12 protein-coding genes are annotated in these 12,637 nt (G+C 60.1%); 3 read left to right on the top strand and 9 right to left on the bottom strand.

Annotated features, from left to right (window positions below; genetic code table 11):
• Positions 1-143: 143 nt before the first annotated feature.
• The 3 genes from NTD89_RS12650 to NTD89_RS12640 all read left to right on the top strand — a co-directional run bounded on the left by NTD89_RS12650 (position 144) and on the right by NTD89_RS12640 (position 1,931).
• Positions 144-419, top strand: a complete 276-nt coding sequence (locus NTD89_RS12650) for a polyhydroxyalkanoic acid system family protein (protein ID WP_106577514.1) — start codon at positions 144-146, stop codon at positions 417-419.
• Positions 420-524: 105 nt separating this feature from the next.
• A complete protein-coding gene (locus NTD89_RS12645) occupies positions 525-947 on the top strand; it encodes a phasin family protein (protein ID WP_242198790.1) in 423 nt (140 codons plus the stop codon).
• Positions 948-959: 12 nt separating this feature from the next.
• Complete coding sequence (locus tag NTD89_RS12640) at positions 960-1,931, top strand: phasin family protein (protein ID WP_262207983.1); 972 nt, start codon at positions 960-962, stop codon at positions 1,929-1,931.
• Positions 1,932-2,104: 173 nt separating this feature from the next.
• Here the strand turns inward: NTD89_RS12640 and NTD89_RS12635 are convergent, their stop codons facing one another.
• From NTD89_RS12635 to argS, 9 genes are all read right to left on the bottom strand, one after another.
• Positions 2,105-2,725 (bottom strand): TetR/AcrR family transcriptional regulator, encoded by a 621-nt coding sequence (locus tag NTD89_RS12635; protein WP_145159967.1) that lies wholly within the window; start codon positions 2,723-2,725, stop codon positions 2,105-2,107.
• Between the two features lie 27 nt (positions 2,726-2,752).
• Positions 2,753-4,435: a class II poly(R)-hydroxyalkanoic acid synthase gene (gene phaC, locus NTD89_RS12630; RefSeq protein ID WP_262207982.1), complete on the bottom strand. Its 1,683-nt coding sequence runs from the start codon at positions 4,433-4,435 to the stop codon at positions 2,753-2,755.
• Between the two features lie 88 nt (positions 4,436-4,523).
• On the bottom strand, positions 4,524-5,369 hold the full coding sequence (gene phaZ / locus NTD89_RS12625) for a poly(3-hydroxyalkanoate) depolymerase (protein ID WP_262207981.1): 846 nt from the start codon (positions 5,367-5,369) through the stop codon (positions 4,524-4,526).
• A 152-nt stretch (positions 5,370-5,521) separates the two neighbouring features.
• Positions 5,522-7,201, bottom strand: a complete 1,680-nt coding sequence (phaC, locus tag NTD89_RS12620) for a class II poly(R)-hydroxyalkanoic acid synthase (protein ID WP_145159971.1) — start codon at positions 7,199-7,201, stop codon at positions 5,522-5,524.
• 249 nt (positions 7,202-7,450) lie between these two features.
• Positions 7,451-7,828, bottom strand: coding sequence for a gamma-butyrobetaine hydroxylase-like domain-containing protein (locus NTD89_RS12615; RefSeq protein WP_145159973.1), 378 nt, complete (start codon positions 7,826-7,828; stop codon positions 7,451-7,453).
• Positions 7,829-7,999: 171 nt separating this feature from the next.
• On the bottom strand, positions 8,000-9,337 hold the full coding sequence (gene hslU / locus NTD89_RS12610; RefSeq protein ID WP_076018085.1) for an ATP-dependent protease ATPase subunit HslU: 1,338 nt from the start codon (positions 9,335-9,337) through the stop codon (positions 8,000-8,002).
• Between the two features lie 37 nt (positions 9,338-9,374).
• Positions 9,375-9,905 carry an ATP-dependent protease subunit HslV gene (gene hslV, locus NTD89_RS12605; RefSeq protein ID WP_003237338.1) on the bottom strand — a complete coding sequence of 177 codons (531 nt, stop codon included), beginning with the start codon at positions 9,903-9,905 and terminating at the stop codon, positions 9,375-9,377.
• A 258-nt stretch (positions 9,906-10,163) separates the two neighbouring features.
• A complete protein-coding gene (locus NTD89_RS12600) occupies positions 10,164-10,865 on the bottom strand; it encodes an SPOR domain-containing protein (RefSeq protein WP_053253947.1) in 702 nt (233 codons plus the stop codon).
• Between the two features lies 1 nt (position 10,866).
• Positions 10,867-12,603, bottom strand: coding sequence for an arginine--tRNA ligase (gene argS / locus NTD89_RS12595; protein WP_242198799.1), 1,737 nt, complete (start codon positions 12,601-12,603; stop codon positions 10,867-10,869).
• Between the last annotated feature and the right edge of the window lie 34 nt (positions 12,604-12,637).

Genomic DNA, 12,637 nt, shown 5'->3' with positions numbered 1-12,637 from the left:
CGCTGTCACCAAAAGAGAATGCGGGACATGATAATCCCCAAGGCTTGCTTTGTCTTGGCAAGGCTGAAGGTAAGATAGACGGTCACCGAGACCTTTTGCCGCATGGCAGGTGTTCTGAGTCGTTATAAAGAGGAGTCATTGCAATGGCCCGTATTACCGTAGAGCGCGCACATTCCCTGGGTAAAGAAGGCGCGCGGGCGAAGGCCGAGAAGTTGGCGCACAAACTCAAAGAGCAATATGGCCTTGAGCCCACGTGGTCCGGCGACACCCTGATGCTCAAACGGTCCGGGGTGAAAGGCACGGTACTTGTAGCGGATGATTCGCTGCGCATTGATGTGGAACTCGGCCTGTTGATGTCGGCCATGAGTGGCACTATCAAATCCGAAATCGAGAAAGCCGTGGATAAGGCGTTGGCCTGATTCGAGTGCGCTTAGGGTGCCGATTCTAATTTTTCACCCTACTTTGTGCCCAAGCCCTCAACTCCTGTGGGCCGTTCCTCGACCCTGATTTGCGTGAGGTGCACCATGGCCAAAGTTATTTTGAAGAAAAAAATCGACATTCAGACCACCGCCCTGAGTGACGTTAAAAGCTACGCCCGCAAGATCTGGCTGGCAGGTCTTGGTGCCTACGCCAAGGTCGGCAATGAAGGCAGCGACTATTTCAAAGAGCTAGTTAAGACTGGTCAACATGTTGAAAGTAAAGGCAAAAAAGTTGTCGTTGAACAACTTGATGCTGCCAACAGTCAGATTGATCAAGTAAAGAGTAATGTCTCAAGCGTCAAAGGTTTGGTTGAAGTTCAACTGGATAAAGTTGAAAAAGCTTTTGACACGCGTGTTGCAAGTGCCTTGAATCGGATCGGCATTGCGTCTAAACATGACGTTGAGACACTCTCTGCTAAGCTCGAAGAGCTGACGGCATTGCTAGAACGTGTCGCGCGTAAACACTAAGGAGACATCGGGATGGCTGTTAAAAAGACTACTCAGAAAGAAGGCAGCTCGTGGATCGGGGAAGTTGAAAAATATTCCCGTAAGATCTGGCTTGCTGGTTTAGGCGTGTACTCGAAGGTTAGCAGTGACGGCGGTAAGTACTTCGAGACTTTGGTCAAGGACGGCGAAAAGGCCGAGAAGTTGACCAAGACTACAGTCGGTAAGAAAGTAGAAGCGGCAAAGGCGAGTGCGGGTTCTGCCAAGTCGAGCATTTCTGACACGTGGGGCAAGTTGGAAGAAACTTTCGACAAGCGCCTTAACAGTGCCATTTCGCGACTGGGCGTGCCGAGCAAAGCTGAGCTGAAGACGCTGCACGGCAAAGTCGATACGCTGACCCGTCAAATCGAAAAGCTCACGGGCGCAAAAGTGGCCCCGGCTAAAGCCGCAGCGGCCAAACCAGCGGCCAAACCAGCTGCCAAGCCTGCCGCTAAAACGGCTGCGGCTAAACCTGCTGCGAAAGCTGCAACCAAGCCTCTGGTTAAAGCGGCGGCTAAACCCGCTGCCAAACCTGCGGCCAAGGCTCCAGCCAAAGCCGCGGCTAAACCGGCTGCCAAGCCTGCCGCTAAAACAGCCGCTGCCAAACCAGCCGCCAAGTCTGCTGCTAAGCCAGTGGCGGCTAAAGCAACTGCCAAGCCAGCGGCTAAACCTGCGGCTAAAACGGCTGCTGCAAAACCCGCTGCCAAGCCTGCCGCGAAATCTGCAGCCAAGCCAGCCGCGGCAAAACCGGCTGCCAAAGCTGTGGCGGCCAAGCCAGCGGCAAAACCAGCCGCCGCCAAGAAGCCTGCTGTAGCGAAAAAGCCAGCAGCGGCAAAACCAGCGGTTGCGGCCAAGCCTGCAACGCCGGCGCCGACCGCTTCGACAGCCAACTCGGTGTCCGCATCGACGCACGCTGCTACTGCCCCGACTGCATCGCCGGCAACCCCGACGCCATCCAGTCAGTCCTGATTTTTTCAGGGCACAAAAAACGCCCGGCCTGTGAAGGTCGGGCGTTTTTTATTGGCCATCTTATGACCCACATAGTTCCAATGTGGGAGCGGGCTTGCCCGCGATTGCGGTCTGCCGATGACATAGGTGCTAACTGACTCACCGCTATCGCGGGCAAGCCCGCTCCCACATTTTCAATCCAGATCATCCAGATATTTCAGGGCAAACTTCTCGGTCGCCTGTCGCGCCGGCAGCAACAGATGCGGCGCCACCAGCATCATGATCTGGTACACCACCACGCGCACTTCGCCTTCTCGGTCGAGGATGCGCTGGTAGTCCAGCGAAAACAGCAGCGTCAGGGTGATCTGCTCTACCAATTGCCCCAGTGCCTGGGTATCACTGACCAACTGCCCCGCCGCCTTCAAGCGCGCAAGCAGCGACGCCAGCGTGCGCTTGAGCGCCGTGAGCAAGGTGCGAATGCCCTTGGCCAGCTTTGGCAGGCGCCCCGCGAGGTTTGACAGGTCCTGAAACAGGAACCGGTAATGGGCCATGCGCTCGACGATCAGGTGCAGGAACAGCCAGTAATCCTCGGCGCTGAGCTGCGCGTCCGCCGGCGGGTCAAGCAGCGGCGCCAGTTCATTCTGAAAGCGCTCGAACAACCCGAGCACCAACGGCTCCTTGCCATGGAAGTGGTAGTAGAGGTTGCCGGGGCTGATCCCCATTTCATTGGCTACCTCCATGGTCGACACGTTCGGTTCGCCCTTGTGGTTGAACAACTGCAAGGCACATTCAAGGATACGGTCGCGGGTCTTCATCCAGTCTTCTTAATGTGATCGTTGAGCTCAGCGCACATGCACGTAAGTGCCCGGCGCCGCTTCCATCGGTGGGTAATTCTGGTTGCCCAGGGCGGTGAGGGTTTCGCGCTGCACGCCGGAGCGTTGTTGAATCCACTCCAGCCACTGCGGCCACCAGCTGCCTTCGACGTGGTGGGCGTCGTAGTACCAGGCTCGCGGGTCGCTGCTCAGCTTGAGGTTTTCGACGTAATTGGCCTTGGGGTTGCCCGGCGGGTTGAGGATGCTCTGCACATGCCCGCTGTTGGACAGCACGAAGCGCCGCTCACCGCCCAGCAATTGCGTGGAGCGATACACCGCATCCCACGGCGTGATGTGGTCGTTGATGCCCGCCACGCTGAAGCTGTCCACCGTGACCTTCTGCAAGTCGATAGGCGTGCCGCACACCTCCAGGCCACCGGGATGGCTCAAAGGGTTGTGCTTGAAGAAGTCCAGCAAGTCGCCATGCAGCGCGGCAGGCAGGCGCGTGTTGTCGTTGTTCCAGTACAGGATGTCGAACGCCGGCGGCTCCTTGCCCAGCAGGTAATTGTTGATCCAGTAGTTCCAGATCAGGTCGTTGGGGCGCATCCAGGCAAACACCTTGGCCATGTCCCGGCCGTCGAGCACGCCTTGCTGGTAGGAACGGCGCTTGGCGGCTTCCAGGGTCTGCTCATCGGCGAACAGAGTGGCGGGGCTGTCGATCTGGCTGTCCAGCAGGCTCACCAGGTAGCTGGCGCTGGAGATGCGTCGCAACTGGCGCTTGGCTTGCAGATGGCCTTGCAGTGCGGCGATGGTCAGGCCACCCGCGCAGGCGCCCATCAGGTTGACTTCGCGGGCCCCGGTAATCGCGCGGCACACGTTCAGCGCTTCCTCCAGCGCGGCGACGTAGGTGGACAGGCCCCATTCACGGTGACGCACATCCGGGTTGCGCCAGCTGACCATAAACGTCTGCAGGCCGTTTTTCAGTGCGTACTGCACAAAGCTGTTGGCTGGGCTGAGGTCAAAAATGTAGTACTTGTTGATTTGCGGCGGCACGATCAGCAGCGGCTTGGCGTACTGTTTTTCGCTCATGGGTTTGTACTGGATCAGCTCCAGCAGCTCGTTGCGAAACACCACCGAGCCGGGTGTGGTCGCCACGGTCTTGCCGACTTCGAACGCATGCTTGCTGACCTGGCGGGGCAGGCCGTTGTTGTGCAGCAAATCATCAACCAGGTTGCTCACGCCGCGCACCACGCTGTTGCCGCCGGAGTTGAGCAGTTCCTTGACGGCCAATGGGTTGAGCAAGGTGTTGGAGGGCGACACCGCATCGTTGAGCAGCGAGAACGCAAAGTGCGCGCGGGCGCGATCGTCAGGGTTGAGGGTGCTGTCGTCGATCCAGTGGCGGGTTTGTTTCTGCCAGCTCAAATAGGCTTGCAGGCTGCGGCGGTACAACGGGTTGAGCTTCCAGGTCGGGTCAATGAAGCGCGCGTCGTTGGGGTTGGGCTCATGCACGGTTTCGCCCAGCAGCACGCGGCCCAGCTGACCACTCAGCGCCAGGGCGTGGCGCGCGGTGTGCACCGGGTTGCGCAAGCCGTGGGCGGCGACGCTGCGCAGGGTCGCCAGCAAATCCCGACCGCGCAGGCCGGTGATTGCATTTTGCGCGTTGATGAACACGGCAGGGGTGGGCGCCGGGTTCGTCACGGGTCTTTCTCGCATGAGCCAACACTCCTTCGTCAAGGCAACAACGGGCACGCCAATTCAGAACCATAGTCGGTTCTCGGCAAGTTGCGCGGCGGTGCGGTCCTTACACGGCCGGTCGCGGGTGAATCACGGCCCGCAGGCGCTCCTCTTCGAGAAACTTCATGATGATCGGCGCCACGGCTTCGGCCCGGGTGATCAGGAACAGGTGACCGTCATCGATGATGTGCAACTGCGCGTTGGGAATCCGCCAGGCCAGCATGCGCATATTGATCAGCGGAATCAGCGGGTCGTCGTCGCCCGCCAGCACCAGCGTGGGTTGGCGGATCTTGTGCAGCCAGTGAATGCTGGTCCAGCCCAGCCCGGCGAACAGCTGCCAGTAATAGCCGAGCTTGCCGGCCGAGCGCACTTTGCTGGCGTGCTCGGCGGCCAGTTTCGCGTCACGCCGGAACGAGCCGCCATAAATCATCGGCGCGATGCGCACCACGTGGGACGGTTGGATATAGCGCCGTGGGCTTGCCATCAGCCACAGCACCTTGGGCTTGCCCGGCACCATAAATGCACCGGCGGCGGTGGCGGCGAGGATGAGTTTTTTGCAGCGCTCCGGGTAGTCATAGGCGAACTGCTGCGCGAGCGCGCCGCCCCAGGACACACCCACGGCATTCACTTGGCCGTAGTCGAGGTAATCGAGCATGCGCGCGGTGAGTTTGGCCAGGCCAGGAAAGCGATAGGGCCGACTCGGCGTCGAGGAACCACCGACGCCGGGCACATCGAAGGCGATCACTTCCAGGTCCGGGTCCAGCGCCTGGACGAGCGGAAACACCAGCTCAAGGTTGGCGCCGATGCCGTTGAAAATCAGCAACGGCGTCAAGTGAGGCTTGCCCGGGCGTACCGCCGTGCGGATGGCTTGGCCATCCAGGTCGATGGTACGGAAGATGAACGGTTGCGGCATGGGCTTACCCTGCAAAATGGCGCTATTTCCCTGCGGGAACATGGTCAATGTGGGAGCTGGCTTGCCTGCGATGCAGGCGCTGCGGTGTATCAGGCCTACCGAGTGGATGCCATCGCAGGCAAGCCAGCTCCCACATTTGATCCCATTCCAGCCTACCTTTCGTGAACGTATGTACCCGGCGCCGCCTCAGCTGCGGCATAGGTTTTGTTACCCAAAATTGTCGGAGCTTTCTTCAACTTGCCCGCCCGCTCTGCCTGCCACACCTGCCAATGCAGCCACCACGAGTCAGTGTGTTTGGTCGCATTTTCCTGCCATTCCAGCGCCTTGCCCGCCAGGCCATCGCTGGTCTGGTAGCGCGCCTTGGGGTTGCCCGGTGGGTTGAGGATGCTCTGGATATGCCCACTGCTGGACAACACAAACTCGACCTTGCCGCCAAACAACTGCGCCGACTTGTAGCAGGATTGCCACGGCGTGATGTGGTCGTTGGTGCCGGCCAGGGAGTAGATGTCGGCGGTAACCTGCTTGAGGTCGATCGGCGTGCCGCACACTTCCAGGGCGTTGGCACGCACCAGCGGGTTGTTCTTGAACAGCTCAATCAAATCGCCATGGAAGGCGGCCGGCAAACGCGTGGTGTCGTTGTTCCAGAAGAGGATGTCGAACACCGGCGGCTCGTTGCCCAGCAGGTAGTTATTGACCCAGTAGTTCCAGATCAGGTCGTTGGGGCGCATCCAGGCAAACACCTTGGCCATATCGCGGCCTTCCAGCACGCCGGCCTGGTAGGAGTGGCGCTTGGCCGCCTCCAGGGTCTGTTCGTCGACGAACAGCGCCACCTGGGTGTCCAGGGTGGTGTCGAGCACGCTCACCAACAGGGTCAGGGCGTTGACCTTCTTCTCCCCAAGCGCCGCGTAGTGGCCCAGCAGCGCGGTGCAGGTGATGCCGCCGGAGCAGGCGCCGAGCATGTTGATGTCTTTGCTGCCGGTAATCGCCGTGACCACATCGACCGCTTCCTTGAGCGCCTCGATATAGGTCGACAGGCCCCACTCGCGCTGGGCCTTGGTCGGGTTGCGCCAGCTGACGATAAACGTCTGCTGGCCATTACGCAGGCAGAAGCGCGCCAGGCTCTTCTCCGGGCTCAGGTCGAATACATAGAATTTGTTGATCTGCGGCGGCACCACCAGCAGTGGGCGCTCGTGCACCTGCTCGGTGATCGGCTTGTACTGGATCAGCTCCAGCACGTCGTTGCGAAAGACCACGGCGCCTTCGGTGGTGCCCAGGGTCTTGCCCACTTCGAAGGCACCCATGTTGACCTGGCTCGGCATGCCGCCGTTATGCACCATGTCCTTGGCCAGATGGGACAAGCCATCGAGCAGGCTTTTGCCGCCGGTTTCAAAGAAGCGTTTGACCGCCGCCGGGTTGGCCGCGCTGTTGGTGGGGGCCATGGCTTCGGTCATCAGGTTGATCACGAAGTGGCCGCGGCTGATGTCTTGATCCGACAGGTTGCTGTCGCCGATCCAGTCGTGCAGTTCCTTGCGCCACGCCAGGTAGGTTTGCAGGTAGCGTTTGTAGAGCGGGTTCTGGCTCCACGCCGGGTCGCTGAAGCGACGGTCATCGCCTTCAGGCACAAGCGCGGATTTGCCGAACATCACGTTCTTCAACTCAACACCGAAATGCGCGACGTGTTTGACGCTGTGTAACGGTTGCTTGATGGCTTGGGTCAGCACCATCTTCGCCGAAGCGAGTAAGTCCTTTTTTCGTAACGCGATGATCGGGTTCAGCCCCAGGGTGTTTTCAGAGGCCTGGCGTTTCAAGTCATCGTTATTCTTGTTACTCATCTACGACGCTCCATTGTCCGAAAGACGAGTACCGGCGATTGCTGCGCACCCAATTTCGATACACGACACCAGCCTGGTACTGCGACTCGGGTGACCGTTGATACCGCATCGTCAAATGCAGGGAACTTGCCAGTTCCATTGGTTACCCGAGTTTAATTTTTTTCGCAAGCGGGCCAATCGTTGACCACGCGACAGGGCATTCAAGCAGATGAAATTAGAAAATGCCCTCTAAAGAGCAAGACGCCTGAGTTAGAGCATCAGCCGCACGACCGACTCGCTCGGGTCGCGGGTTTTACCGGCTGCTTTGAGCTCAGCAAGATAGTCGGCCCACAGGGCTTCCTGGCGTACGGCCAACTGGTAGAGGTAGTCCCAGGTGAACAGTCCGCTGTCATGGCCGTCGTCGAAGGTCAATTTCAGTGCGTACTGACCGGCCGGTTCTACCTTGATCAGCCTGACGTTGATCTTGCCGAATTGCAGGATGGGTTTGCCGTGGCCCTGGACCTCGGCGGAAGGCGAGTGGGTGCGCAATAGTTCGGCGGGGAGCTGGTAGACCTCGTCGGGCCCGTAGGTGAGACCGAGGGTGTTGGAGGTTTTGTGCAGGTTTACAGCAGTAGGAAATTTCGACATTGATAATAATCCTGAAGAAACCGGCTCAAAAATGTGGGAGGGCTTCTGTGGGAGCCGGGCTTGCCCGCAATGCAGGCACCTCGGTGTTTCAGAAACACTGAGGTGATGCTATCGCAGGCAAGCCAGCTCCCACAAAAGCCAGGCTCCTACATACGCCTTTTTCTAAAAGGCTTACAGGATATAACGAGACAGATCTTCGTTCTGCGCCAATTCGCCCAGGTGGCTGTTGACGTAGTCGGCGTCGATCTTGATCGCTTCGCCATTCTGCGCACCGGCCATGTCGCCAGCGCTGAAAGACACTTCCTCGAGCAGGCGCTCAAGCAAGGTGTGCAGACGACGCGCACCGATGTTCTCGGTCTTCTCGTTAACCTGCCAGGCAATCTCTGCCAGGCGCTTGATCCCGTCCGGCAGGAACTCGATCGCCAAGCCTTCGGTTTTCAGCAGCTCACGGTACTGCTCGGTAAGCGAGGCATGCGGCTCGCTGAGGATGCGTTCGAAGTCGCCGGGGGTCAGCGCCTTGAGTTCCACACGAATCGGCAGACGGCCCTGCAGCTCCGGCACCAGATCGCTTGGCTTGCTCAGGTGGAATGCACCGGAGGCGATAAACAGGATGTGGTCGGTCTTGACCATACCCAGCTTGGTGTTCACGGTGCAGCCTTCGATCAGCGGCAGCAGGTCGCGCTGTACGCCCTCGCGGGACACGTCGACGCCACCAGAGTTACCGCGCTTGGCCACCTTGTCGATCTCGTCGATAAACACGATGCCGTGCTGCTCGACCGCTTCCAGCGCCTTGGCCTTGAGTTCTTCCTCATTCACCAGGCGACCGGCTTCCTCGTCGCGCACCAGTTTCAGCGCTTCTTTCACCTTGAGCTTGCGGCTTTTCTTCTTGCCCTTGCCCATATTGGCGAACAGGTTCTGCAGCTGGCTGGTCATTTCTTCCATGCCAGGCGGTGCAGAAATATCCACGCCAGACACTTCGGCGACTTCGATCTCGATTTCCTTGTCGTCCAGCTGGCCTTCACGTAGGCGCTTGCGGAACAGCTGACGGGTATTGGAATCGGACGACGGCGCGGCGTCTTCGTTAAAGCCCATGCGTGCCGGTGGCAGCAGGGCGTCGAGGATACGTTCTTCGGCGGCGTCTTCGGCGCGGTGGCTGACCTTGGTCATTTCCTGTTCGCGCAGCAGCTTCAAGGCGGCGTCGGCCAGGTCACGGATGATCGACTCGACGTCGCGGCCCACATAGCCCACTTCGGTGAACTTGGTGGCTTCGACCTTGATGAACGGGGCGTTGGCCAGTTTGGCCAGGCGCCGGGCGATTTCGGTTTTACCGACGCCGGTCGGGCCGATCATCAGGATGTTCTTCGGCGTTACTTCAACGCGCAATTCTTCCGGCAATTGCATCCGGCGCCAGCGGTTACGCAGCGCAATGGCAACGGCGCGCTTGGCATCGTCCTGGCCGATGATATGGCGGTTAAGTTCATGGACGATTTCGCGGGGAGTCATGGACATAGTGTTTGGCGGCCTCAAGCGGGAATAAGCCTACGGCTTACTCGGCGAGGTCCTGCTCCTCAATGGTGAAGTTGTGGTTGGTGAACACGCAGATGTCGCCGGCAATGCCCAAGGCAGTCTCGACGACTTCACGGGCCGACAGGTCGGTTTTCTTCAGCAAGGCGCTGGCCGCCGCTTGGGCATAACCGCCGCCGGAACCCATGGCGATCAGGCCATGTTCAGGCTCAACCACATCGCCATTACCGGTGATGATCAAGGACGCGTCTTTGTTGGCGACGGCCAACATGGCTTCCAGGCGGCTGAGGGAGCGGTCGGTACGCCATTCTTTGGCGAGTTCGACAGCAGCGCGAACGAGGTGGCCCTGGTGTTTTTCCAGCTGGCCCTCGAAACGCTCGAAGAGAGTGAAGGCGTCGGCGGTAGCGCCGGCAAAGCCCGCGAGAACCTGACCGTGGTATAGACGACGCACCTTTTTGGCGTTGCCTTTCATCACGGTGTTGCCAAGGGAAACCTGGCCGTCGCCGCCCATGACGACTTTGCCGTGGCGACGTACTGAAACGATGGTGGTCAAGGGGAGAGTCTCCACGCAGCGGGGCGAAAATGCCCTGATGGAATCTCATATGGGGGTGGCGGGAGGGATTTCAACCGTAGAGGGTTATGGCGGACGGGCGGTGTTTATAGGTCTTACACCTTCTCAAGCACACCGCAAAACCGAATGTGGGAGGGGGCTTGCCCCCGATGGCGGTGCATCAGTCGCCAAAAATAGTGACTGATCTACCGCTATCGGGGGCAAGCCCCCTCCCACATTTTGATCCGCGTTGACTCTGAATCAGCGGCTCTGGCGTTGTTGTAACAACAGGTTGCTAAACCCTGCGCCGGCCAGTTGCTTCTGCGCCACGGTCAGCTGTTCACGGTTGCTGAACGGCCCCACCAGCACGCGATACCAGGTCGCATCCTTCACCGTGCCGGACTCCACCGTCACCGCCTGGCCCAGCAGGATGATCTGCGCACGCACGCGATCCGCGTCCGCCTGTTTCGGGAACGAGCCCGCTTGCAGGAAGAACTTGGTCACCGGCGCAGCCTTGGTGGTGGCCACGGGCGGCGGCGGCGGCGGGGTGATCCCGGCCAGCGCAGCTTGCGCCCGCGCGGTGTCGATTTTCGCCGCTTCCGCTGGCGTCACCGGCGTGGTCGGCACTTGCGGCGTCGGCAGGGTTTTCTCCGGCACGGCGTCGGGCGGCACAATCACTTCCGATTCTGGCAGCAGCGTGTAGAAGTCGTATTTCGGCTTCACCGGTGCAGTCGGGCTTGGCGCCGTCTTGTTGGCTTCAGCCATTTTCGTGGCCTTCTGCTGCTCTTGCTTGACGCGCTTGACGTCATCGCCCTTGCCCGGCTCCAGCTTCATCAGGATCACGACGAACGCACCGACCGCCAGGCCGATGGCCATCCACAACCAGCCCGGAATAGGCTTCTTTGCCGGGGCTTGATAGCGGCTGGCGCCGCGCTTGGGTGCAGGTTTTTTCTTGGCAGCCAACTTACATACGCTCCAGGGTTTCCAGGCCTAACAGTTCCAGGCCTTGCTTGAGGGTCCGTCCAGCCAGTGCGGCGAGGCGCAGGCGACTTTGCTTTTGGGCTTCGTCGTCGGCGGTGAGGATCGGGCAGTTCTCGTAGAAGCTGGAGAACAGACCGGCGACTTCGTACAAATAGGTGCACAGGATATGTGGCGTGCCTTTCTCACCGACGCTGTTCAGCACTTCGCCGAATTGCGCCAGTTTGGCCGCCAGTTCCTGTTCATGCGCGGCATCCAGCACGATCTGGCCTTCAACTTCGCTGAAGTCCTTGCCCAGCTTGCGGAACACACCGGCGACGCGAGTGTACGCGTACAGCAGGTACGGCGCGGTGTTGCCTTCAAAGTTGAGCATCAGTTCGAAGTTGAAGCTGTAGTCGCTGGTGCGGTGCTTGGACAGGTCGGCGTATTTCACCGCGCCAATGCCCACCACGCGGGCGATGTTGCGCAGCTCGGCTTCGGCCAGTTCCGGGTTCTTTTCCTTCACCAGGTTGTAGGCACGTTCCTGGGCTTCGTTCAGCAGGTCGATCAGCTTCACGGTGCCGCCGTCGCGGGTCTTGAACGGGCGGCCATCGGCGCCGTTCATGGTGCCGAAGCCCATGTGTTCCATGTGCATCGGGTGGGTGACGAAACCTGCGCGGCGTGCCACTTCAAACACCTGCTGGAAGTGCAGGGCCTGGCGCTGGTCGACGAAATACAGCGCGCGGTCGGCCTTGAGCACGCCGCTGCGGTAGCGCACGGCCGCCAGGTCGGTGGTGGCATAGAGGTAGCCGCCATCGGCCTTGACGATGATCACCGGCAGCGGCTCGCCGTCGGCGGTCTTGAATTCTTCGAGGAACACGCACTGTGCGCCGTTGCTCTCGACCAGCAGGCCTTTGGCCTTGAGGTCGTTGACCACGTTGATCAGGTCGTCGTTGTAGGCGCTTTCGCCCATCACGTCGGCCATGGTCAGTTTTACGTTGAGCAGTTCGTAGATTTCCTGGCAGTGCGAAAGCGAGATCTCGCGGAAGCGGCCCCACAACGCCAGGCATTCCTCGTCACCGGCTTGCAGCTTGACCACCAGGCCACGGGCGCGGTCGGCGAATTCTTCGGATTCGTCAAAACGCTTTTTAGCGGCGCGGTAGAAGTTTTCCAGGTCGGCCAGCTCGTTGCTGGTGATCGGGTTTTCCTGCAGGTAGGCCATCAGCATGCCGAACTGGGTGCCCCAGTCGCCCACGTGGTTTTGACGGATCACGGTGTCGCCGAGGAACTCCAGCACCCGCGCCACGCCGTCGCCGATGATGGTCGAACGCAAGTGGCCGACGTGCATCTCTTTGGCCAGGTTGGGTGCCGACAGGTCGATAGCCACGCGCTGCAGCGGGCCGGCCTTGCGCACGCCGATCCTGGCGTCGGCCAGGGCGGCGTCCAGGCGCGAGGCCAGGGCCTGGGTGTTCTGGAAGAAGTTGATGAAGCCTGGGCCGGCGATTTCGGCCTTGGTGACGCTGTCGTCAGCCGGCAGCGCGGCAATGATTTTTTCCGCCAGGTCGCGCGGCTTCATGCCCGCAGGCTTGGACAGCATCATCGCGATGTTGCTGGCGAAGTCACCGTGGGTCTTGTCGCGCGTGTTTTCCACCTGGATCGCCGGCGTCAGGCCTTCAGGCAACACACCTTCGTTGACGAGTTGGGTGAGGGCTTGTTGGATCAGCTGGCGAATGGTGTCTTTCATGGTGTTCTCTTTCGACCGCAAGCGGCGGCGCGCG

The organism is Pseudomonas sp. 14P_5.3_Bac1 (assembly GCF_025466135.1).
Lineage (GTDB): Bacteria > Pseudomonadota > Gammaproteobacteria > Pseudomonadales > Pseudomonadaceae > Aquipseudomonas.
The sequence above is the reverse complement of the archived record's forward strand: the minus strand, read 5'-3'. Positions and strand labels throughout refer to the sequence as shown.

Excerpts from the sequence above, each read along its gene's own strand:
- phaC (WP_145159971.1), bottom strand. The coding sequence starts at position 7,201 with ATGAGTAACAAGAATAACGATGACTTGAAACGCCAGGCCTCTGAAAAC.
- NTD89_RS12645 (WP_242198790.1), top strand. The coding sequence starts at position 525 with ATGGCCAAAGTTATTTTGAAGAAAAAAATCGACATTCAGACCACCGCC.
- argS (WP_242198799.1), bottom strand. The coding sequence starts at position 12,603 with ATGAAAGACACCATTCGCCAGCTGATCCAACAAGCCCTCACCCAACTC.
- NTD89_RS12650 (WP_106577514.1), top strand. The coding sequence starts at position 144 with ATGGCCCGTATTACCGTAGAGCGCGCACATTCCCTGGGTAAAGAAGGC.
- NTD89_RS12635 (WP_145159967.1), bottom strand. The coding sequence starts at position 2,725 with ATGAAGACCCGCGACCGTATCCTTGAATGTGCCTTGCAGTTGTTCAAC.
- NTD89_RS12615 (WP_145159973.1), bottom strand. The coding sequence starts at position 7,828 with ATGTCGAAATTTCCTACTGCTGTAAACCTGCACAAAACCTCCAACACC.
- hslU (WP_076018085.1), bottom strand. The coding sequence starts at position 9,337 with ATGTCCATGACTCCCCGCGAAATCGTCCATGAACTTAACCGCCATATC.
- NTD89_RS12640 (WP_262207983.1), top strand. The coding sequence starts at position 960 with ATGGCTGTTAAAAAGACTACTCAGAAAGAAGGCAGCTCGTGGATCGGG.
- phaC (WP_262207982.1), bottom strand. The coding sequence starts at position 4,435 with ATGCGAGAAAGACCCGTGACGAACCCGGCGCCCACCCCTGCCGTGTTC.
- phaZ (WP_262207981.1), bottom strand. The coding sequence starts at position 5,369 with ATGCCGCAACCGTTCATCTTCCGTACCATCGACCTGGATGGCCAAGCC.